Source organism: Trinickia sp. EG282A, from assembly GCF_040965455.1.
In the GTDB taxonomy this organism is placed as follows: Bacteria; Pseudomonadota; Gammaproteobacteria; order Burkholderiales; family Burkholderiaceae; genus Trinickia; species Trinickia symbiotica.
The window spans coordinates 1,043,422-1,063,770 of sequence record NZ_JBFRCC010000002.1 but is presented as its reverse complement, the minus strand read 5'-3'; the positions used below and the strand labels follow the sequence as shown (position 1 = coordinate 1,063,770).

At 65.0% G+C, this 20,349-nt stretch carries 21 protein-coding genes; 11 read left to right on the top strand and 10 right to left on the bottom strand.

What is annotated here, in order from left to right; translation table 11 throughout:
• Nucleotides 1–48: 48 nt before the first annotated feature.
• Nucleotides 49–888 (bottom strand): aldo/keto reductase, encoded by an 840-nt coding sequence (locus AB4Y31_RS12830; RefSeq protein ID WP_368674227.1) that lies wholly within the window; start codon nt 886–888, stop codon nt 49–51.
• Nucleotides 889–1,007: 119 nt separating this feature from the next.
• On the opposite strand from AB4Y31_RS12830, the gene AB4Y31_RS12825 reads away from it, so the two are divergent.
• Nucleotides 1,008–1,754: a GntR family transcriptional regulator gene (locus AB4Y31_RS12825; protein ID WP_018440753.1), complete on the top strand. Its 747-nt coding sequence runs from the start codon at nt 1,008–1,010 to the stop codon at nt 1,752–1,754.
• Nucleotides 1,755–1,864: 110 nt separating this feature from the next.
• Here AB4Y31_RS12825 and AB4Y31_RS12820 read toward each other — a convergent pair whose 3' ends face one another.
• Nucleotides 1,865–3,268: a CoA transferase gene (locus AB4Y31_RS12820; protein WP_368674504.1), complete on the bottom strand. Its 1,404-nt coding sequence runs from the start codon at nt 3,266–3,268 to the stop codon at nt 1,865–1,867.
• 158 nt (nt 3,269–3,426) lie between these two features.
• On the opposite strand from AB4Y31_RS12820, the gene AB4Y31_RS12815 reads away from it, so the two are divergent.
• Nucleotides 3,427–4,728, top strand: a complete 1,302-nt coding sequence (locus AB4Y31_RS12815; RefSeq protein WP_368674226.1) for a citrate synthase family protein — start codon at nt 3,427–3,429, stop codon at nt 4,726–4,728.
• 71 nt (nt 4,729–4,799) lie between these two features.
• Here the strand turns inward: AB4Y31_RS12815 and AB4Y31_RS12810 are convergent, their stop codons facing one another.
• A complete protein-coding gene (locus tag AB4Y31_RS12810; RefSeq protein WP_368674225.1) occupies nt 4,800–5,120 on the bottom strand; it encodes a DUF2917 domain-containing protein in 321 nt (106 codons plus the stop codon).
• 138 nt (nt 5,121–5,258) lie between these two features.
• On the opposite strand from AB4Y31_RS12810, the gene AB4Y31_RS12805 reads away from it, so the two are divergent.
• Together AB4Y31_RS12805 and AB4Y31_RS12800 are read left to right on the top strand one after the other, a co-directional pair.
• Nucleotides 5,259–6,719, top strand: a complete 1,461-nt coding sequence (locus tag AB4Y31_RS12805) for a PLP-dependent aminotransferase family protein (RefSeq protein ID WP_368674224.1) — start codon at nt 5,259–5,261, stop codon at nt 6,717–6,719.
• Nucleotides 6,720–6,961: 242 nt separating this feature from the next.
• Entirely contained in the window at nt 6,962–8,233 is a 1,272-nt protein-coding gene (locus AB4Y31_RS12800) for an EAL domain-containing protein (protein ID WP_368674223.1), read from the top strand.
• Nucleotides 8,234–8,320: 87 nt separating this feature from the next.
• On the opposite strand, the gene AB4Y31_RS12795 is transcribed toward AB4Y31_RS12800, so the two are convergent.
• On the bottom strand, nt 8,321–9,319 hold the full coding sequence (locus AB4Y31_RS12795; protein ID WP_368674222.1) for a sigma-70 family RNA polymerase sigma factor: 999 nt from the start codon (nt 9,317–9,319) through the stop codon (nt 8,321–8,323).
• A gap of 278 nt (nt 9,320–9,597) precedes the next feature.
• Here AB4Y31_RS12795 and clpP point away from each other — a divergent pair, with 278 nt between their 5' ends.
• Nucleotides 9,598–10,239, top strand: a complete 642-nt coding sequence (gene clpP, locus AB4Y31_RS12790; protein WP_368674221.1) for an ATP-dependent Clp endopeptidase proteolytic subunit ClpP — start codon at nt 9,598–9,600, stop codon at nt 10,237–10,239.
• Nucleotides 10,240–10,377: 138 nt separating this feature from the next.
• On the opposite strand, the gene AB4Y31_RS12785 is transcribed toward clpP, so the two are convergent.
• The 3 genes from AB4Y31_RS12785 to AB4Y31_RS12775 all read right to left on the bottom strand — a co-directional run bounded on the left by AB4Y31_RS12785 (nt 10,378) and on the right by AB4Y31_RS12775 (nt 12,882).
• Nucleotides 10,378–10,962 (bottom strand): superoxide dismutase, encoded by a 585-nt coding sequence (locus tag AB4Y31_RS12785; RefSeq protein WP_368674220.1) that lies wholly within the window; start codon nt 10,960–10,962, stop codon nt 10,378–10,380.
• Between the two features lie 260 nt (nt 10,963–11,222).
• Nucleotides 11,223–12,626: an exodeoxyribonuclease VII large subunit gene (gene xseA / locus AB4Y31_RS12780; RefSeq protein WP_368674219.1), complete on the bottom strand. Its 1,404-nt coding sequence runs from the start codon at nt 12,624–12,626 to the stop codon at nt 11,223–11,225.
• A complete protein-coding gene (locus AB4Y31_RS12775; RefSeq protein ID WP_368674218.1) occupies nt 12,556–12,882 on the bottom strand; it encodes a hypothetical protein in 327 nt (108 codons plus the stop codon). Before AB4Y31_RS12775 ends, xseA begins: the two co-directional genes overlap by 71 nt.
• 134 nt (nt 12,883–13,016) lie before the next feature.
• On the opposite strand from AB4Y31_RS12775, the gene lpxK reads away from it, so the two are divergent.
• The 5 genes from lpxK to AB4Y31_RS12750 all read left to right on the top strand — a co-directional run bounded on the left by lpxK (nt 13,017) and on the right by AB4Y31_RS12750 (nt 16,844).
• On the top strand, nt 13,017–14,066 hold the full coding sequence (lpxK, locus tag AB4Y31_RS12770) for a tetraacyldisaccharide 4'-kinase (protein WP_018440764.1): 1,050 nt from the start codon (nt 13,017–13,019) through the stop codon (nt 14,064–14,066).
• On the top strand, nt 14,047–14,253 hold the full coding sequence (locus AB4Y31_RS12765; protein WP_018440765.1) for a Trm112 family protein: 207 nt from the start codon (nt 14,047–14,049) through the stop codon (nt 14,251–14,253). Before lpxK ends, AB4Y31_RS12765 begins: the two co-directional genes overlap by 20 nt.
• A gap of 94 nt (nt 14,254–14,347) precedes the next feature.
• Nucleotides 14,348–15,163, top strand: coding sequence for a 3-deoxy-manno-octulosonate cytidylyltransferase (kdsB, locus tag AB4Y31_RS12760; protein ID WP_368674217.1), 816 nt, complete (start codon nt 14,348–14,350; stop codon nt 15,161–15,163).
• A gap of 214 nt (nt 15,164–15,377) precedes the next feature.
• The gene (gene adk / locus AB4Y31_RS12755; protein ID WP_107154146.1) at nt 15,378–16,040 is read left to right on the top strand and encodes an adenylate kinase; all 663 of its coding nucleotides are present in this window, start codon (nt 15,378–15,380) and stop codon (nt 16,038–16,040) included.
• Between the two features lie 45 nt (nt 16,041–16,085).
• The gene (locus AB4Y31_RS12750) at nt 16,086–16,844 is read left to right on the top strand and encodes a 3-hydroxyacyl-CoA dehydrogenase (RefSeq protein ID WP_368674216.1); all 759 of its coding nucleotides are present in this window, start codon (nt 16,086–16,088) and stop codon (nt 16,842–16,844) included.
• 18 nt (nt 16,845–16,862) lie between these two features.
• Here the strand turns inward: AB4Y31_RS12750 and AB4Y31_RS12745 are convergent, their stop codons facing one another.
• Nucleotides 16,863–17,705, bottom strand: a complete 843-nt coding sequence (locus AB4Y31_RS12745) for a SirB1 family protein (protein WP_368674215.1) — start codon at nt 17,703–17,705, stop codon at nt 16,863–16,865.
• A 22-nt stretch (nt 17,706–17,727) separates the two neighbouring features.
• Complete coding sequence (murJ, locus tag AB4Y31_RS12740; RefSeq protein WP_368674214.1) at nt 17,728–19,278, bottom strand: murein biosynthesis integral membrane protein MurJ; 1,551 nt, start codon at nt 19,276–19,278, stop codon at nt 17,728–17,730.
• A 262-nt stretch (nt 19,279–19,540) separates the two neighbouring features.
• On the opposite strand from murJ, the gene rpsT reads away from it, so the two are divergent.
• The gene (rpsT, locus tag AB4Y31_RS12735; RefSeq protein ID WP_018440771.1) at nt 19,541–19,822 is read left to right on the top strand and encodes a 30S ribosomal protein S20; all 282 of its coding nucleotides are present in this window, start codon (nt 19,541–19,543) and stop codon (nt 19,820–19,822) included.
• Between the two features lie 185 nt (nt 19,823–20,007).
• On the opposite strand, the gene AB4Y31_RS12730 is transcribed toward rpsT, so the two are convergent.
• A complete protein-coding gene (locus AB4Y31_RS12730; RefSeq protein ID WP_368674213.1) occupies nt 20,008–20,343 on the bottom strand; it encodes a DUF3579 domain-containing protein in 336 nt (111 codons plus the stop codon).
• Between the last annotated feature and the right edge of the window lie 6 nt (nt 20,344–20,349).

Sequence of the window (20,349 nt, the reverse complement as noted above, 5' to 3'; positions counted from 1 at the left end):
GCGATGGACGCCGTGCGGTCGGTTGACCGCACGGCCTCACAACGAGGATCAGAGCATTTCGAGCGGCCGCTTGCCGCGGGGCGGTTTGAAATAAGCGTCTATCGCCGAGCGCTCGGCATCGGTCAACACGATGTCGAGCGCTCGTCTGTTCTCGCGCACGTGCTCTAGGCTGCCAGCCTTCGGAATGGCGCAGATTCCGGGTTGCGCGAGCACCCATGCGAGCGCGATGCAAACCGGCGTGACGCCTCGCGCGGCCCCTATTTCATCGAGGACCGAATGCGCCGGCAACCGCATATGGTCGATCGGGCTGTAGGCCATCGCCGGCATCCGCCGAGCCCGCATCCACGGCAGCAAGTCATGCTCGGGCCCTCGCCGCGCGACGTTGTACAGGATCTGGTTGGTCGCGCAAGCGGAGCCGGCGGCGGTAAAAAGCGCCTCCATCTCCTCGACGTCGAAGTTGCTCACCCCCCAATGCCGGATCTTGCCCGCGCGCCGCAGCGCTTCGAATCCTTCGACGGTCTCTTCGAGCGGAATCGAACCCGGCCAATGAAGCAGGTACAGATCGAGCCGATCCGTTTTCAACCGTTTCAGGCTCGCCTCGCATGAAGCCGTGACGCCGCGCCGACTCGCATTGTGGGGATAGACCTTGCTGACGAGAAACACATCGTCGCGCAGGCCCGCCAGCGCCTCGCCCAAAAGCGTTTCCGTCGCGCCGTCGCCGTACATTTCAGCCGTATCGATGACGGTCATCCCGAGCTCGACGCCTTCGCGCAGCGCCGCTATCTCCGCCGCGCGCAGTGCCTTTCGCTCGCCCATCTCCCATGTGCCCTGCCCCAGCTTGGCAAGCCGCTCCCCATCCGGTAGCGTCACGTATGCGTCGTTCTCCATCGCGAATCTCCTATGAACGCAACAGTTCGTGGTTCCGCCGTCCGGGACGAGCAACGGATCGGATAACCGCGGTGTTCGATGGCATAAAATTGACGCTTGCCCTCAGCAGCGCGAATTCCATGAACACACTCTCGGAAGACCGCTGGCGCGATCTGCGCCCGGACCCGGACAACGATACGCCACTCTACCTGCAACTCGCGCGCAAGCTCGGCCAGGCGATCCACGAGAACCGCTGGAACGCCGGCGAAGCTTTGCCGTCCGAGCGCGTGCTGTCCGAAGCGCTGGGCGTCTCGCGCATCACGGCGCGCAAGGCCATCGCACTGCTCGTCGAACAGGGCTTGATCCGTCGAACGCAGGGTGCGGGCAGCTTCATCACGCCGCGCTACGACGATCCGCTTTCACGGCTTTCGAGCTTCAGCGAGATGATCAGGCGGCGCGGATTCGAGCCGGGCTCGCAATGGCTCGCGCGCGAAATCCAGCCCGCGAGCCGCGACGAGGTCATTCAACTCGGCCTGTCGCCGTCAGCAGCGGTTGCACGGTTGAAGCGTCTGCGGCTCGCCGACGGCATCGTGATGGCCGTCGAGAATTCGACGCTGCCCGCCTCGGTGATTCCCGATCCCAGCTCGATTGGCGATTCCCTCTACACGTACCTCGAGCAACGCGGTCTTGGAATCGTCCGAGCGCTGCAGCATTTTCGCGCCGTCAATGCGAGCGAGGAAATCGCACGGCAAATGGGTATCGCGCCGCACGACGCACTGCTGCTGATCACACGAGTCGGCTACACGGCCGAGCAGCGCGCAATCGAGTTGACCGATACCTATTGCCGGAACGACTACTACGATTTCGTCGCCGAATTGCGCAAATAGCGCGCTCGGCTCAACTCCCGAATCGCAGGGCAGGTCTTGTTTCGAATGGCTTGCGCGCGGTCGTACTGGGTGGCGAGCGCCGTCCGCTCATTGCCATGGGCGGATCGGCCCTACGCGAGCCAATGCGGCCCGTCGGTGCCGATCGGCACGGGCGGCCGATCGAAGCGCGGCGCTGTCTCGGACATTGATTCGGCCGGCGCAGCCGCGAGCACACGGCCGAACGGAGAGTCCATCGTCTGCAGCACATCGCGGACATCGTCCAGACTCATGTCAGGCGCGCGCCAGCCGTCGTCGAGGGTGCCGAACGATTGCAACCAGCGCCCCGTCTGCGCGAGCGACACACGCACGTGCCAGCTGCCGCCTTCAGTCGCGCGACGCAGCAGCGCCGCCATCGCACCGAATGCGGCGAGGTAGCCCGTGGCATGATCCAGCGCCTGGCACGGCAAGGGTTTCGGCATGGCTGTTCGCGCCGCCGCCTGCTCGGTCCACGCGACGCCGCTCGCCGATTGCACGAGGCTGTCGAAGCCGCGACGCTGGGACCACGGGCCCGTGTGCCCATATGCGCAAACCGATACGTACACGATGCCGGGCTTGATCCGAGCGAGGTCCTCGGGCCCGAATCCACACGCCGCGAGCGCACCGGGCCGATAGGACTGCAAGAATACGTCGGCATCCGCCGCCAGTGCTCGCAACGCGTCCCGCCCTTGGGCCTCGCGCAAGTCGAGCAGTGCCGAGCGCTTGCCGCGGCCGTTGTCGATGACGAGCGGAGCGATATTCGGCAGATGCGGCCCATTGATCAACAGCACTTCGGCGCCGTGCTGCGCCAGCGTGCGTCCGGCGACGGGGCCGGCAATGATGCGCGAGAGATCGAGCACGCGCGTGCCGCCCAGGGGGCGGTCGGTCGCGAGAGGACTGTCGCCGCCAATCGGCATGGGCGGCGCATTGCCGATGCGCTCGATTTCGAATAGCGGCAGCCCCGCAATAGCCGCTGCCTGCGGCTCTTTCGCCCACTCGTCCGGCGAGCGGATCAATGCGGCGCACAGCCCCGCATCGGCGAGCCTGCGATCGAGTTCCGCGCCGTCCCAGCCGCGAATCGCCTCGGCCACCCGCTCCCGATCGTTCTCACAACCCAGCACCCGGAGAATGCCGTCGCGGTGATGTGCGAAATTCGCGTGCAATTGAATCCACCGCCCGCCGCGCGTTTCGAAGAACCCTGTCAGTGGATCGCGCAGTTCCGGAGCGGGACCGTCGTCGATGCGCAAGTATCGTTCGCTGCGAAACGCGACGAGTGCGCGACGCATCGAAACGTCGACGCGCTGCGTGCGCCCTCGCCGCACGCGCTCGCATGCGGCGGCGGCGAGCGCCGAGGCGCCGATCGTCGCGCTTGCGAGCGTGCCGACGCGATAGATCGAGGGCAAACCGGGGTCGGCGCCTTCGAAGTAAATGTCTTCGAGCATGTCAGGCGCGCAGCGGGCGAGCGACCAGAGATGTTCGAGCGCAACGAGCGGCGTGATCGGTGTGGTCATAGCGATGACGAAACGCGTTGAAGGGATGGGAACGAGTCTAGAATCGACGATCACTCCAATCAATCTTGATTCAATCCGTCAACATATATCGATTAGTTTGATTCGCGCCCCTAATCCATTCCGAGAATGAACACTGAAGACGATCGATGCCCGCCTACCTGACCGCCTCCGAAGCCGCCGCCCTGCTGCAAATCAGCGTGCCGACGCTCTATTCCTACGTGAGCCGCGGCATGCTGCGCTCGGCGCCCGAAGCAAACGGCAAGCGCCGCCTGTATGCGGCCGACGACGTGCGCCGCCTGGCCCGCAGGAAGGCCGACGGCAAGCGTGCCGGCAAAGTCGCGCAGAAGGTGCTGGACTGGGGCGTGCCCGTACTCGAGTCGCGCATCACGCTGATCGCCGATGGCCGGCTCTACTATCGCGGCCACGACGCCATCGAACTCGCCCGCACAGCGACGCTCGAAGAGGCGGCCGCGATTCTTTGGGAATGCGAACGTGCGCGTATCGATGCAGCGCCCGACGCTCCACTGGCGGCCAGGCAATGGGACGCCTGGTTGAAGCTGACAAGCACCGATGCGCCGCACGAGCGCGCACTCGTGCTGCTACCGGCAGCCGCCAAACTGGTACCGCGTATATGGGCATTGGATCGCGAGGCAAAGCTCGATACCGGCGCCGCGTTGATGCGCGTGCTCGCCGCGGCCCTGGTCCGCGGCAGGCCGTCGCGCGAGCCGCTGCATCGGCAGCTCGCGGATGCTTGGGGCATCCGCAATCGCAGGCACATCGAGCTGTTGCGCGCGGCGCTTGTCGTATGCGCGGACCATGAGCTCAATGCCTCGACGTTTACCGTGCGCTGCATCGCCTCGACGGGGATGCATCTGTTCGGCGCGGTGACGGGCGGGCTCGCGGCGCTCGCCGGTCCACGCCATTGCGGCGAGACCATGCGTGTGAGCGCCCTCTTCGCCGAGGTCGATCAAGCCGGCGATGTCGATCGATATCTGGCGGCACATCTCGCTCGACACGACGACGACCGGCCGCGCACGATCCTTCCCGGCTTCGGGCATCCGCTGTATCCGCAAGGCGATCCGCGCGCGACGGTGCTGCTTGCCATGCTCGACGAGTGCGCAGGAGTCAGAACGTCCGCGCGCGCGAGACTGAATCAGATCGAGGCGATAACGCATGCGGCGGAGCGCTCGACTGGCCTCGCTCCGACCGTCGATTTCGCTTTGTCGTCGATCGAGCGTGTCGTGGACCTGCCACCGGGAGCGGCATTCGCTCTCTTCGCGCTTGGCCGGGCAGCCGGCTGGATCGCACACGCATTGGAACAAACGGAAGACGGCAGATTGATCCGCCCGCGCGCCCGCTATGTCGGCGCATACGAGCCGCCCGTACACGCCGGCGCACACCGCTTCGATCACGAGCCGTCGCCAATCGATATGCCGGCAAAACAATAGCGGGTGTAGATCTGTCTAGATGACGTTACGGCAGTCGGTGCACCGACGCTATCGGTCCGGATCGATCACTTTCACGCTACCCGTAGCCACCGAGTCATCCAGCCGCGAGCGCTTGCCGCCGCCGACTGCGCGAACGCAGCGCGCCTGTCCGTATCGACCGAGTTCGCGCCCGTCACATTGACGCGCGCCCCATCGCGCCCGGCGCTGACCCACGCTCGGGTCCCGGCCGGCAGGAGAAACGACTGTCCTGCCTCGAGCCAGTAGTCTTCGGCGTCGTGCTCGAGCGTCAGCCACAACTGCCCGGTCGTCACCGTGACGACGAGGGGCCGCACGATGCGCCAGGCCGTGGCCGGCTCGTCGTGTTCCATTTCGAACTCTCGGATCTCGCGCATCTCAGCCTCCTCGATAAAGCATTGCTCAGTGGATGCATTATCTCGGCTCGATCGCTATAATCACATGCACAGTTCCGAACAGTTTCAGCGAAACTGTGCAGGCAAATTACCGAACACTCGAATGGGCAAGGTCTATCGATGAAGCTCGAGCTCGACCGCGGCAACGGCGTGCCGCTCACGGACCAGATCGTCGCGCAGATGGAGGGCTGGGTTCGCTCGCGCGAAGCGCATGCCGGCGCGAAGCTGCCATCGATTCGCGGCCTCGCGGCGCAATACGGCATCAGCCGATTTCCCGTCATCGAAGCTTATGATCGGCTCGTATCGCTCGGCTATGTCGAATCGCGGCACGGCTCGGGCTTTTACGTGAGCGCGCGCTGGCGCGACGTATCGGGCTCCGCGGGCACATCCGATCCACGCCGCGCGGAAGACGAGTCGGGCCACATCCTGCACGAGTTCAATCATCCCGGCGACACGTTGAAACTCGCGACCGGCTTCATCCCCGAGGCATGGCGCGACATGGAAGGTCTCGCGCAAGCGATCCGCCATGTCGCGCGGACCGATCCCGCGGCCATGATCGATTACGCGACACCATTCGGCAACGCCGCATTGCGCGAGCACTTGCAGGCCCGCATCGCGTCGCTCGGCATCCGCGCCGACACGTCGCAAATCGTCATCACATGTGGCGCGAGCCAGGCCATCGATCTCGTCGTCCGCTATCTGCTGAAGGCGGGCGACACGATGTTCGTCGAGGATCCGGGCTACTACAACTTGTTCGGACTCCTGAAGTTGCACGGGGTCAACATCGTCGGCATTCCGCGCACGGCGGCCGGACCGGATGTCGAGGCGTTACGGGCCGCACTCGAGCTCCACCGTCCGCGAGCCTTCTTCGTCAACTCGGTCTTTCACAATCCGACCGGCACGATCGTCGCGCCGTCAGTCGCCTTTCGCGTACTTCAGCTCGCGCGCGAATACGGCTTCACGATCGTCGAGGACGACATCTACGCCGATTTTCAGGCCGAGCCGACCGATCGCCTTGCCGCGCTCGATCAGCTCGAGCAGGTCATCTACATCGGCGGGCTGTCGAAGACGCTGTCGTCGTCGCTGCGGACCGGGTTCATCGCCGCCCATCCGACGATCGTTAAGGACATCGTCGATATCAAGATGCTGACGGGCATCGGCGGGTCGCTGTTCGCCGAATCGGTCGCGCTCGCGATGCTCGAGCGCGGCGCCTATCGCAAGTTTCTCGATCGCCTGCGCCGGCGCATGAACGAAGTACTCGGCGCGGGCATTCAGACGCTCGAATCGCACGGCTGGCAGCTATTCGCGCCGCCGGCCGGCGGCAAGTTCCTCTGGGCGCGGGTTCCGCACATCGAGGATTCGCAGCGGCTCGTCGAATGCGCGGCCGCGTGCGGCGTGACGGTCGCGCCCGGCAGCTACTTCCGCCCTCACGGAGAAACAAGTCCGTGGCTTCGCATCAACGCGGCCTACTCGACAGATCCACGGGCGCACGCGTTTTTTGAACGTGCGGCGCGGCTCGAGCCCGATCGCCCCTTGGCAGCGCGACGCGCACCCGCGAGTGAGTCCGAGTTGATCGGTTGAGCACAACCTTGGGCACCTGACGCACCAGGAGCGTGCGCACTGGAGTTGCGGACGCCGCCCGACCATCCGACCAAGCTCGGTACATCGAAGGTCGTAGCCGATGTGAGCGCCCGCACACCAATGGAAGCAAGCCTCTCGCATGGTTCTTGCTGCCTTATGCGGTAAAGTAGCCGTTATTTCGCATCGCATGCGGCTACACTGCGATGCCTCGTCATTTTCCGATTCTTCGATTCCGACCGAGCATGATCGAACTCGATCCTCCCGGGTTTCAGCCGCCGCGTCCCGTTGCTGGCGAAGCAGGCGCACGGCGTACCGTCGTCTATGGCGGCTATACCGTATTCAGCGTCTTTCAGCCGGTGTTCTCGGTATCGCATCGGCGCGCGATCGGCTATCACGCGTCGCTGCGTGCGCACGATGAAGACGGTAGTCAGGTGCTCTCGCACGAGGTATTCACCCAGGCGGCGCGGCGCGGCGATCTGCTCGAGCTGGGAAGACTCGCGGAATCGCTGCATCTCGGCAATTTCAGCGCTTTCGACAGCCATGACGAATGGCTCTTTCTGAGCCTGCATCCGGCCGCGCTGATGGACACGAGTTATGGCGACGCGCTGCTCGCGGGGTTGAAGGCGCTCGCGCTGCCGCCGCAGCGCGTCGTCCTCGAAGTGCCTGAGCAAGCGGGCGGCGAAACGAGCCGCTTCGCGGAAATCGTCGATTCGCTGCGCAAATCGGGCTTTCTGATCGCGCTCGGCGGTTTCGGCGCGAAGCATTCGAACATCGACCGCGTTTGGCATCTACGTCCCGACATCGTCACGCTCGATCGCGTGATCCTTCAGCAGGCCAGCGAACATTCGCACATCGAACGCGTATTGCCGGGGCTTGTTTCGCTGTTGCACGAATCGGGACAGCTCGTGCTGATGGGCGGTCTTTCGACTGAGCGGGAAGCGTTGATCGCGCTCGAAGCCAACGTCGATTTCATGCAGGGCACTTATTTCGCCGGGCCCAGCATGGATCCGGTCGAGCCGCGTGTGGCCGCGGCCGCGATGGATGCCCTGTCGGCAGCGCTGCGCGAGCGGGTGGCGGCGCGCGACCGCGCGCAGGCCGCGCGGCTAACACCCTACGTCGCGGCGCTCCAGGAAGCCTGCGGACATGTCGTCTCGGGCGAGACGATCGAGCGTGCGACGTGCTCTCTGCTCGCGCTGCCCGATTCCGCAAGATGCTTCCTGCTCGATGCGCACGGTCGGCAGATCGGCGACAACCTCGTGCCGGAAGGGCGTCGCGTCTCACGCCGCGCGAAGCGTTTTCGACCGTTACTGCATTCGGAGGGCGCGAGCTGGGAACGGCGCCCTTACTTCATCGAAGCCGTTCGTGCCCCGGGCCGTGTTCATCTGACCGCGCCTTATCTCTCCATCAACGAAGCGCATCTCTGCGTGACAGCATCGGCTGCCGCACAAACGCCGAAAGGCCTGCAAGTGCTTTGCGTCGACATCAACTGGGACGCGGCATCGCAAGGTCTCTAGTGTGCTAGCGACCTGGCCCAACCGCTTGCGGCGTAAGAGGTTATCGGAACGCCGCGCGCCGATCGCGAACGCGGCGGCTCACCGAGCTCACGCGTACGCGTGTTCGTTCGAACGAACCGTTGCGAGCAGACTGTCGATGGCCGGCTCGCCGAACGCGCGGTTCACGGCAGCCAAAACGACCGGATCGGTCATCAGGCGAACATAGCCGATCCGCGTTCCAGCAAACGACACGGCAACGAGCGCGACGATCGTGCATCGATGCAGCACCGCGATGTAAGCTACGTCCGCCACGGCCAGCGTTTGCGCGGACCGCCCTGTGTCGGCGCCGAACGACGCGGTCGTGACCACCGGTGCCGCCGCAACTGCAACGACACGCTCGGCGCGTTCCACCGTAAGCGCTTCGGCGCCCGCGGTGGCCGCCTCCTCGAAAAGCCGCATCGCCGCTGCCGGGTCGCAGGTTTCGATCGCCATGCGCAGGCGCTCGAGCTCCTCGTGCCGCTCGCGCCGTCGCGTGCGCTCGTCGACGTCGACCTCGGCGTCAGCGTTTTCACCGCCCGTTTCCGGCGTTCGTTGCAGGCGCAACCGCGCGCGATGCACGAGCTGCCGGCAATGCGCGGGAGTCTTCTTGCCCAGGACATCCGCAATCCGCGCATAGTCGCAATCGAACGCTTCGTGCAGGATAAAGGCGGCACGCTCGTCGGGCGTGAGTGTCTCAAAGAGCAGCCAGAGCCCCTCTTCCATCGCCGAGGCACGCAATGCCTCCTCCTCCGCCGAGGGCATCGTCTCGTGGGTAACCGACGATGCCTGCCGGTCTTTTTCATGGGCGGTATGTTCAGTCTGCAAGCGCCGCAGTCTGTCGATGGCAAGCCGCGTCGTGATCGTCGTGAGCCACGCGAGCGGTGTCCGCAATGCAGCGTCGTCGGCCGCATGCCATTTGAGCCAGGCGTCCTGCACGACGTCCTCCGCCTCCGCGCGAGATCCGAGCAGGCGGTAGGCGCGCGCCATGAGCCGCGCGCGGGCGGCCTCGAACCCCGACGTCTTGTCCGGTTTCTCGTTGGGTTTGTTTTCGTTTCGTGCTCGCGTCATTCCGTCTTCTCCAGGCATCGCTTCGGCGGATTCCTTGAAAGAGGGCGCGCCCTCACGGCTCGCACTCAGGGCCGCCCGCTAAGTCTCAGGGTTGGATCCCCGACTCTTTGACGTTTGAGCATGTCAAAACGTGACGAGCGCCGGCGCGACGCGCGACTTTTTATCGATAGCCGCTGCATTCGGCGCCCAGTCTTGTCACAATAGATGCAATCCGTGCGTCATGACAGTCGAGAGGCTACGCATATCGATGCGCCGCCCTATCGACATCCACGCGAGGAATGCTCATGCACCCTGACCCCTACAGCCAGCTTGTGCCTACGGTCATCGAGACGACGGGCCGCGGCGAGCGCGCCTACGACATCTATTCGCGCCTGCTGCGCGAGCGCATCGTCTTTCTCGTCGGCCCCGTCACCGACGAAACGGCGAGCCTGATCGTCGCGCAGATGCTGTTTCTCGAGTCCGAGAATCCCGACAAGGATATTTCCTTCTACATCAATTCGCCCGGCGGTTCGGTCTACGACGGCATGGCGATCTACGACACGATGCAGTTCATCAAGCCGCAGGTCTCGACGCTTTGCACAGGCTTCGCGGCGAGCATGGGCACGTTCCTGCTCGCGGCGGGCGCGAAGGGCAAACGGTTCGCACTGCCGAACGCGCGGATCATGATCCATCAGCCGTCGGGGGGCAGCCAGGGCACGGCGGCCGATATCGAGATTCAGGCAAAAGAGGTGTTGTTTCTGCGTGAGCGCCTCAATGCGATCTTGGCCGACCGCACGGGGCAGAGCATCGAGCAGATCGCCAAGGATACGGATCGCGACAATTTCATGTCGGCCGCGGCCGCCAAGGAGTACGGGCTCATCGATGATGTGTTGACCGAACGGGCGGCGCTCGACGACATCGCGCGGCGCACGGCGTTGTGATCGTGCGGCGCCGAATGCGGCAATGCATTCGGCAATCTCCAAAAAAGAGGCCCTCGCGCAGCTGCGAGGGCCTTTCTTTTTCATACCAGCGTTAGCTTACCTAGCGCGCTACACAGAAGGTGGCGCGTGCGCGCTCGATTACGACGCAAAGTTCTTCGCGGCGAAATCCCAATTCGCGAGGTGGTTCAGGAACGTTTCGATGAACTTCGGCCGCGCATTGCGGAAATCGATGTAGTAAGCGTGCTCCCAAACGTCGATCGTGAGCAGCGGCTTGGCATCCGTCGTCAGCGGCGTGGCGGCGTTGCTCGTCGAGACGATGTCGAGCGAGCCGTCGGCCTTCTTCACGAGCCACGTCCAGCCCGACCCGAAGTTGCCGGCGGCTGCTTTCGAGAAAGCTTCCTTGAACGCGTCGAACGAGCCCCACTTCTTGTTGATCGCCTCGGCGAGCGCACCCGTCGGCTCACCGCCGCCTTGCGGCTTGAGGCAATTCCAGAAGAACGTGTGGTTCCAGACCTGTGCCGAGTTGTTGAAGACGCCGCCCGACGATTTCTTGATGATCTCTTCGAGACCGAGGTTCTCGAACTCGGTGCCCTTGATGAGGTTGTTCAGGTTCGTCACATAGGCCTGATGATGCTTGCCGTAGTGAAAGTCGAGCGTCTCTTCCGACATATGGGGCGCGAGGGCATTCTTGGCAAACGGCAGCGGCGGGAGCGAGTGTTCCATGGTGCAGTTCCTTCTATCGAGTGATCGAGTATGGGGGTACTCGTTGTGGGTACTTTATGCAGTTAGCAGGCGACACTTCCGAGCCTTCGATTGTAGGCGACTTGGAATAACCCCGCAAACCAGTGGCCCTTTAGACGCATCATTGACCGCTGCGCGCGCGAATCGGCGTAAAAAATGCTCACGGCCGCGCCTATCGTCGCACCTATCCGGGAGGCCCGCGCGCGACCGCCTCGACCCCGGACGAACGCTGGAATTGCTAGCTAAAACGTGTCGGTGAGACGCGGCTGCACATCCCCGAACGAAACGTCGGCCGCCCCTTGCGCGAGATGCAGCTCATAGCGCCGCTCGCGCTTGAGCTCGCCGGTCGCCCGGACGGCATGCCCCGTTCGCCCATCGAGTAATGCGGCGTAGCCGCGCTCGAGCGTGCGCTGCGGGCTGAGCAGCTCCAGCCGCGCCCCGAGCGACGCCACTTTCGCCGCGTGACGCTCGTGTTGTCGCGCGAGCGTGGCGTCGAGTCGCCGCGCAAAGCCCGAGAGCGCCTGCCGGTGAGCGCCGAGATCGGGCCGCCAACGCTCCCAGCGCAACCGCACGAGCGCAAAGCGCGCCCGCGCGTCGCGCACCGGACGCGCGCCTGCCGACGCGAGCCGTGCCTGAAGCTGCTGCAAATGGACGCGTTGACGCCTCAGACGCTCCGCGGGGCTCACGAGCCGGCGCGCAAGCCAGTCGAGCTGCTGCGCGCGCCGTTCCGCGAGGCGGCCGAAACCGCGCGCGAGCGCCGCGCGGCGCTGGTCGAGCTCGCGCAGCAGCATCGTGCGCTGTGGACTGACGAGTTCGGCCGCGCCTGTCGGCGTCGGCGCGCGGACGTCGGCCGCGAAATCGGCGATTGTGATGTCGGTCTCGTGCCCGACGCCGCAGACGACCGGAAGCTCGCTCGCGGCGATCGCTCGCGCCACCACCTCCTCGTTGAAGGCCCACAGATCTTCGATGGAGCCCCCGCCGCGGCAAACGACGAGCACGTCGACCTCGCGCCGCGCATTCGCCTTCTCGATCATCGCGGCCAGCTTTTCGCCTGCTCCCATCCCTTGCACGGGTGCCGGATAAATGACGATGGGAATATGCGGCGCGCGGCGCGCAAGCGTCGTCAGGACATCGCGCAACGCAGCCGCCTGCAGCGAGGTGACGATGCCGATCGCGTGCGGATGCGTCGGCAGTGGACGTTTGCGCTCGGCCGCGAAAAGGCCCTCGGCTTCGAGCTTCGTCTTCAAGCGCAGGAACGCCTCGTAAAGACGGCCGAGCCCCGTGCGGCGCACGGCCTCCACGTTGAGCTGGATTTCGCCGCGCGGCTCGTACATCGTCACGAGCGCCCGCACCTCGATCTTGTCGCCTTCGCGCGGCGTGAACTCCGCGTATTGGGCGCGCCCGCGGAACATGACGCAGCGCATCTGCGCTTCGCCGTCCTTGATGGAAAAGTACCAATGACCGCTTGCCGCCCGCATGAAGTTCGAGACTTCGCCGGCCACCCAGACGAGCGGAAACGATCGTTCGAGCAATCTGCCGATCGTTCGGTTGAGCACCGAGACCGGGATGGCGACATCACTGTCGAACGGTCCGCCCGCGGACGAGGCCGCCGGCCCCGACGGAGAGAAGGAAGAACGCGAATGCATACTGGATCTCATTTTTTCTGCCGAACAGACGATAGTCTCCTCGCGTGGCGGCGTCCAGTGCCGCAATGGCGTCCGGCGCCAGGTTTCCCACATTGAGGGCAAAAAACATGGCTTTTTCGGGGACGCCGCGCGGAGCCGCGAGCATACGTGGCAAGTTCTTGATTTTTAACGATTTCACATTCGTACGACATAAGTTGCCGCCGACAAGAGCCTTGATCTGCCGGCCTCCTCTCCGTTTGGGAGGCACGTTCTTCACAGAGTTATCCACAGGCGAGCGGATGCTGGGGATAGAGAGAAATGGGCGCTTTGCCGGCGAGCCGTCTTGCCCTCGGCGGCCTGGGCGCGCTAGAGTGCCGGGTTCCCGAACCGCCCCCCCGACCCTTATCGACGATGTCAGCGCCATCCCGCCTCGGTGAACGCCTCGCCGATCGAATCAAAGCGCGCATCGAAGCGCGCCTCACGCGCGAATGGCAGCGCCGCGGGCCGCTCGCGTGGGCGCTCTCCCCGCTTTCGTTGGCCTTCGGCGCGGCGGCCGCGCTGCGCCGCGCGAGCTTCTCGCTCGGCTGGCGCGAGAGCGTGCGCATCGGCTTGCCGGTCGTCGTCGTCGGCAACGTGACCGTCGGCGGAACGGGCAAGACGCCGACCGTCATCGCGCTCGTCGATGCGCTGCGCGCCGCGGGCTTCACGCCGGGCGTCGTCTCGCGCGGATATGGCGCAAAGGTGGCCGAGCCGCGCGCCGTGACGGCAGCCTCACATCCTGACGAAGCCGGCGACGAGCCGCTCATCATCGCGCGGCGCACGGGCGCGCCCGTCTGGGTTTGCCCCGACCGCGTGGCCGCCGCCCGCGCATTGGTGACCGCGCATAGCGACGTCGACGTGATCGTGAGCGACGACGGGCTCCAGCACTACCGCCTGCAGCGCGACGTCGAGCTCGTCGTGTTCGATCAGCGTCTTGCCGGCAACGGATTTCTGCTGCCGGCGGGGCCGTTGCGCGAGCCGCTTTCGCGCCGGCGCGACGCCACGCTCGTCAACAACCCGTTCAGCCGCGAGCTGCCGCCGTGGCCCGACACGTATGCGCTGACGATCTCGCCCGGCGATGCCTGGCACCTCGCGGATCCGAGCCTGCGCCGTCCGCTCGCTCAGTTCGCGGGCGCGCGCGTGCTGGCGGCGGCCGGCATCGGCTCGCCCGAGCGCTTTTTCGCGACGCTGCGCGCGGCGGGCCTCGCGCCCGCGACGCGCGCGCTGCCCGATCACTACGCGTATCGTCGCGATCCGTTCGAGGGTGCGCAGGCCGACGTGATCCTGATCACCGAAAAGGATGCAGTAAAATTGCGCGGACGGCGCGACGCGCGGATCTGGGTCGTTCCGGTCGAAGCTGCGTTGCCAGGCCGCCTCATCGCTCTCGTTGTGGAGAAACTCCGTGGACGCTCGCTTGCTTGAAATTCTCGTGTGCCCGATTTGCAAGGGCCCACTCCGTTACGACCGGGCAAACGAGGAGCTCATCTGCCAAGCCGACAAGCTGGCCTATCCGATTCGCGACGGCATTCCGGTCATGCTCGCGGACGAGGCACGGCAAACGGTCGAAGGCACGCCGATCGAGCCAGTCGATCCGACGGGCGGGGCATAAAGCCAACGCACGAGAAACGCGCGGACACCACTCCCGCCGCCGTTCGTCCCTATCGCCACGCAGCCAACGAGCGAATCTCCTCTTCCCTTTTTCGATGACCGAATACGCTTCGATCAGCGGCGCACCGTTTGTCGCCGTCGTCCCCGCCCGGCTCGCTTCCACGCGCCTGCCGGAGAAACCCCTCGCCGACATTGGCGGCAAGCCGATGGTCGTGCGCGTCGCCGAGCGCGCGCGCGCTGCGGGCGCGCTCCAAGTGCTGATCGCCTCCGATTCGGAGCGCGTACTCGAGGCGGCCCGTGCGCATGGCATCGATGCGCTGCTGACGCGCGACGATCACCCGTCGGGCACGGATCGCCTCGCCGAGGTGGCCGCGCGGCTGAACTGGAGCGACGATACGATCGTCGTGAACGTGCAGGGCGACGAGCCGCTGCTCGATCCGGCGCTCGTGAGCGGTGTCGCTACGCATCTCGCGCGGCATCCCGACTGTGCGATCGCGACGGCCGCGCATACGATCCACGACGCCGCTGAGGTGTTCAGCCCCAATGTCGTCAAGGTCGTCCTCGACGCGCAAGGGCGCGCGCTTTACTTCTCGCGCGCGCCGATTCCGTGGATGCGCGACGCCTATCAGCCGCATTGCGCGGCCGACGCCATCGACATCGCGGCGATGCCCGCGCCCGAAGCGGCGCCGGTCTATCGCCACATCGGCCTCTATGCCTATCGCGCGCGCTTCCTGCGCACCTATCCGCGACTCGCGCAGGCGCCGATCGAGCGCGCCGAGATGCTCGAGCAACTGCGCGCCATGTGGTATGGCGAGCGTATCGCGGTGCTCGTCACCCAAGAGGCGCCTCCTCCGGGCGTCGATACGCCGGCCGATCTCGAGCGCGTCCGCTCGCTTTTCCGGTCGGAGTAGTTGCTAGCCATGGCATAATCGAAGCCGATTGCGCGAGCATTCGCAACATTCGGCTCTCTGGTTCCTGTCCGTCTGCCCTGCTGCCCGCCTTGGTCGAAGCGCCGCCAAAAGCGCGCGCTGCCGAGGCTGCCGCTCCCATTCGCACGGCCACGGACATCGGCCGGCGCGTTTCGGCTTTCGCACCGCATTCCACATACGACTCGGAGATACCACCATGCGTTTGATCCTGTTGGGTGCACCTGGCGCCGGAAAGGGCACCCAAGCGAACTTCATCAAGGAAAAATTCGGGATTCCGCAGATTTCGACCGGCGACATGCTGCGCGCCGCGGTGAAGGCCGGCACGCCGCTCGGCGTTGAGGCCAAGCGCTATATGGATGCGGGCGAGCTCGTGCCCGACGCGGTCATCATCAATCTCGTCAAGGAGCGCCTCACCGACTGCGATTGCGAGAAAGGGTATCTCTTCGACGGATTCCCGCGCACGTTGCCGCAAGCCGAAGCGATGAAGCAGGCCAGCGTCGCGATCGATTACGTGCTCGAGATCGATGTGCCGTTCGACGAGATCATCGTTCGCATGAGCGGCCGCCGCACGCACCCGGCATCGGGCCGCACCTATCACCTGAAATTCAATCCGCCGAAGGTCGAGGGCAAGGACGACGTCACAGGCGAGCCGCTGATCCAGCGCGACGACGACAAGGAAGAGACGGTCAAGAAGCGTCTCGATGTCTACTGCGCGCAGACGAAGCCGCTCGTCGACTATTACCAGCAATGGGCCCAGCGCGGCGTCGAAAACGGCCTCAATCCGCCGCAATATCGCCGCATCTCCGGTCTCGGGTCCGTCGAAGAGATCCGCCAGCGCGTGTTCGATGCCTTGAAGTAAGGGCGCCGCTTCGTCGCCCCTAGATAAACGTAAGGAGCTTTGAGCATGGAGATTCGCGGTAACGGATTCCTGGTCACCGGCGGCGCGTCGGGCCTCGGCGCGGCCACGGCACGCCTCATCGCCGAGCATGGCGGCAAGGTCGCCATCGCCGACCTCAACGAAGCGGCGGGCAGCGCGCTCGCGGGCGAGCTCGGCGGCGTGTTCGTGAAGTGCGACGTGACGCGCGAAGACGATGCGGTCGAAGCCGTCGCGGCCGCGACACGGCTCGGCCCGCTCGTCGGTCTCGTGAACTGCGCCGGCGTCGCGCCGGCGGTGAAGACGGTCGGCAAGGACGGGCCGCATCCGCTCGATGCGTTCCGCCGCACGATCGAAATCAACCTGATCGGCACGTTCAATGTGCTGCGCCTTGCCGCCGCGGAAATGGCGAAGAATGCGCCGAACGCGAATGGCGAGCGCGGCGTCATCGTCAACACAGCCTCGGTCGCGGCATTCGACGGGCAGATCGGCCAGGCAGCCTATGCTGCGTCGAAAAGCGGTGTCGCCGGCATGACGCTGCCGATCGCGCGCGACCTCTCGCGCAATGGCATTCGCGTGATGACGATCGCGCCGGGCATCTTCGAAACGCCGATGCTGCTCGGCATGCCGCAGGAAGTGCAGGACTCGCTCGGCGCAATGGTGCCTTTCCCCTCGCGCCTCGGCAAGCCGATCGAATATGCGATGCTCGTCAAGCAGATCTTCGACAATACGATGCTCAACGGCGAGGTGATCCGGCTCGACGGCGCGATCCGGATGCAGCCGAAGTAGCGCCCGCAGGCGGCGCGCTCAGTCGTCGCCGCTGTCGGTGCGCTGGCGCAGCTCCTGCAACTGCGATTCGACGGCGGTCGCGTCCTCGGCGTCGGGGCGGTCGTCGAGGTAGCGCTCCAGATCCTCGAGCGCCGGCCGCAGATAATCGAGCCGCGCATAGGCGAACCCGCGATCGCGCACCTCCTCGATGCTTTCCGGCAGCAGAATGACGAGCCGCTGTTGCACCGCCAATAAACGCTGCCAACGCTCTGTCTGCAAATAGATCGCCTTCAAGTTGCGCAACATGCGGGCGATGATCTCGCGCCCCGTGGCCGGCTGCAGCAGCATCCGCAGGGTGCCGCCGATCGAGTCGCCGGTCGTGTGCGACAAATACGGCTCGAGCCTGTCCACCATCTCGGCCTCGGTCAGCGACTTGCCCGTCGTCGGATCGAGCATTACGTCGCCCTCCGGCAGCGTCACACGCAGCAGAAAGTGGCCCGGAAACGACACGCCTTTCACCGGAACGCCGATCTGCTCGCCGATTTCCATATAGAGGATCGCTAGCGAAATGGGAATGCCGCGCCGCCGCTTAAGAACGATATTGAGGTGGCTGTTATCGGGGTCGTAGTAATCGTTGAGGTTGCCGGCGAAGCCGAGCTCGCGGAAGAAGAAGCGGTTCAGCGCGCCGATCTTGTCCGTCAGATCCGCGTTCCCGGGCAAACGGCGCTTGAGCCGCACGGCCAGCTCGTCGAGCTCGGCCAGCGTGCCCTGCAGATCGAGGTCGGGATAGGCATCTTGCGCGAGCGAAAGCGCCGTTTCGGTGACCGGCAGGCTGTCGTCGTCGGCGACGAGTGAAGTGAAGTAGTCGAGAACCGATGTCATGGCTGTCTCAGGTCTGGAGTCCTCACTTGGCGCGTCTTCTAAAGTAGGTGTATTTGAAGCCCATCAACCAAAGCATACTGAAATATAGTGCGGCGAACAGGACCATGCAGGCCGCGAGCAGCGCGATGCGCGCGAGCGGCCGCGCATGCAGCCCGATCCAGTCGAAATTCGCCGCGCACCAATGCATCGCGCCGGCCAGCACGAGCGAAGCGCCGAGCAGCTGCACGAGAAAAAGGGCCCAGCCGCCGGACGGGGTGTAGATGCCACGCCGGCGCAAACCCGTGTACAACAATATGGCGTTGACGCAAGCGCCGAGCCCGACGCTCAACGTGAGCCCCGCGTGCGCGAACACGGGCACGAACACCACATTGCCGATCTGCGTGGCGATCAGCACGCCGATGCCGATTTTCACGGGCGTCTTGATGTCCTGCTTGGCGTAAAAGCCGGGCGCGAGAATCTTGATGACGATGAGGCCGATGAGGCCGACGCCATAGGCCGTCAGCGCGCGGCCCACCATGACGACCGAGTACCCGTCGAAACGTCCGTAGTTGAAAAGCGTGGCGGTCAGCGGCTCGGCAAAGAGGAACAGCGCGAGCGCGCTCGGCGCCGCCAGCAGGAACGTCACGCGCAGCCCCCAGTCGAGCAGCGCCGAGTACTCGTGCGGGTCCTCGTCCACGTGCGCCTTCGACAAGCTCGGCAATAAAATGGTCCCGAGCGCGACGCCGAGCAGCGCCGTCGGAAACTCCATGAGGCGGTCCGCGTAATTGATCCAGGACACGGCCCCAGGGCCGAGCCGCGAGGCGATATTGGTGTTGATGATGAGCGAGAGCTGCGCGACCGAGACGGCGAACGTGGCCGGCACCATCTTCATGAGCACGCGCTTGACGCCGCGGTGGGCGAGCGCCACGAACGGATTGAGGCCGATGCGCGGCGTCATGTCGATCTTCGCGAGGCCCGGCCATTGCACCGCGAACTGCAGCACGCCGCCGACGATGACGGCCCAGGCAAGCGCGAAGACCGGCACCTTCAAGTGCGGAGCGACGAACACGGCCGCCGCGATGAACGAGACGTTGAGCAGCACCGGTGCAAACGCGGGCAGCGAAAAGCTGCCGTAGGTGTTCGCGACGCCGGCGGCTAGCGTGGTCAGCGAGACGAAGACGATGTACGGAAACATGATCTGCGTCATCGTCACCGCGAGGCCGAACGCCTGACCGTCGCCCTTCAAGCCCGAGGCCACGGCGAAGACGACCGCGGAAGCCGCGACGATGCCGACGAGCGAGAGCAGCGCAAGCGCCCAGGTGAGCACCGTCGACATCGCATCGACGAGCGCTTTCGTCGGCCCGTGCCCCTGACTGTTCTTGAATTCGGCGAGGATCGGCACGAACGCCTGTGAAAACGCGCCCTCGGCCGAAAGCCGCCGCAGCAGGTTCGGAATGCGAAAGGCGACGTAAAAGGCGTCGGTGAATTGACTCGCGCCAAAGGCGCGCGCGATCAGCGTTTCACGGACGAGGCCGGTTACGCGCGAGAGCAGCGTGAAACCGCTGACCGTCAGCAGGGCTCGGAATAGATTCATGGGCCGGCTATTATACGGGCAGCCGCCGTGGCTTCCGGCCGTCTCGTCGCGATATTTGCCATCTCTCTGATTTTGCTGATATACTCGCGCGTTTCGAAGCTCGCCTTCTGCGTTGCGTCGCGAAGACGCGATCAGATGCAGCGATGCCGACGTTTTGCGCCTTCGGGCAATCGTTCCCGCAGGTTTCGATCGAAAGGACGCTCGAACGGTCGTCTAGTGCGCGACTTCGGGCACCGCGAACAATACAGGACTAGGAACTCTCATGGCTAACTCCAAGCAAGCACGCAAGCGCGCCCGCCAAGCCGCGAAGGCGAACTCGCACAACTCGGCGCTGCGCTCGAAGTACCGCACGGCGATCAAGGCCGTCCGCAAGGCGATCGAAGCCGGCGATCAAGCCAAGGCCGCCGAAGTCTTCCGCCTCTCGGCCAAGACGCTCGACATCATCGCCGACAAGAAAATCGTCCACAAGAACAAGGCCGCTCGCCACAAGAGCCGCCTCGTGGCCGCCCTCAAAGGCATGCAGCAACCTGCCGCAGCGCAGTAGGCTCGTCCGGAGCGTCCCCGCAAATGCCGTTCAGCTGGCCGCTGAGCGGCATTTTGTTTTGCTCGCGCGAATCGGGTGTGTCGGGAATGTGTCGGTAAAGAAGGAAGGGCACTAACCGTCGACGTTCGCGCGCGAAGCCGCCGCGCTACCGACCTGCGGCGGACATTGCGTCCGCCCCCGCCGCGTCAACGCTTTGCTTTTTGCACGGCGCCGTGATGGTGGGGCAACTCGCAAGCCTCGGTCACGACGAGGTTGTTGTCTTTCGCGAAGTTCATGCAGAAATCGAATGCCATCGGTTCGATGTCGCGCAGCCGCGAGTCGACGATCACGACCTTGACGTCACCGAGCAGCACGGGGCGCACGTACACCGAGTATTGAAGGCGTGCGTTGGGGCCTTTCACGCCGGGACCATAGCTGGACATGACTCCCGCCAGACGCTCCGCCCAGTCGCTCGGCCGAAACTTCCTTCCGTCCTTGGTGATGCCCTGAATGAAGTATTCGGTGAACGGTGCTTCGGCCATGTATGA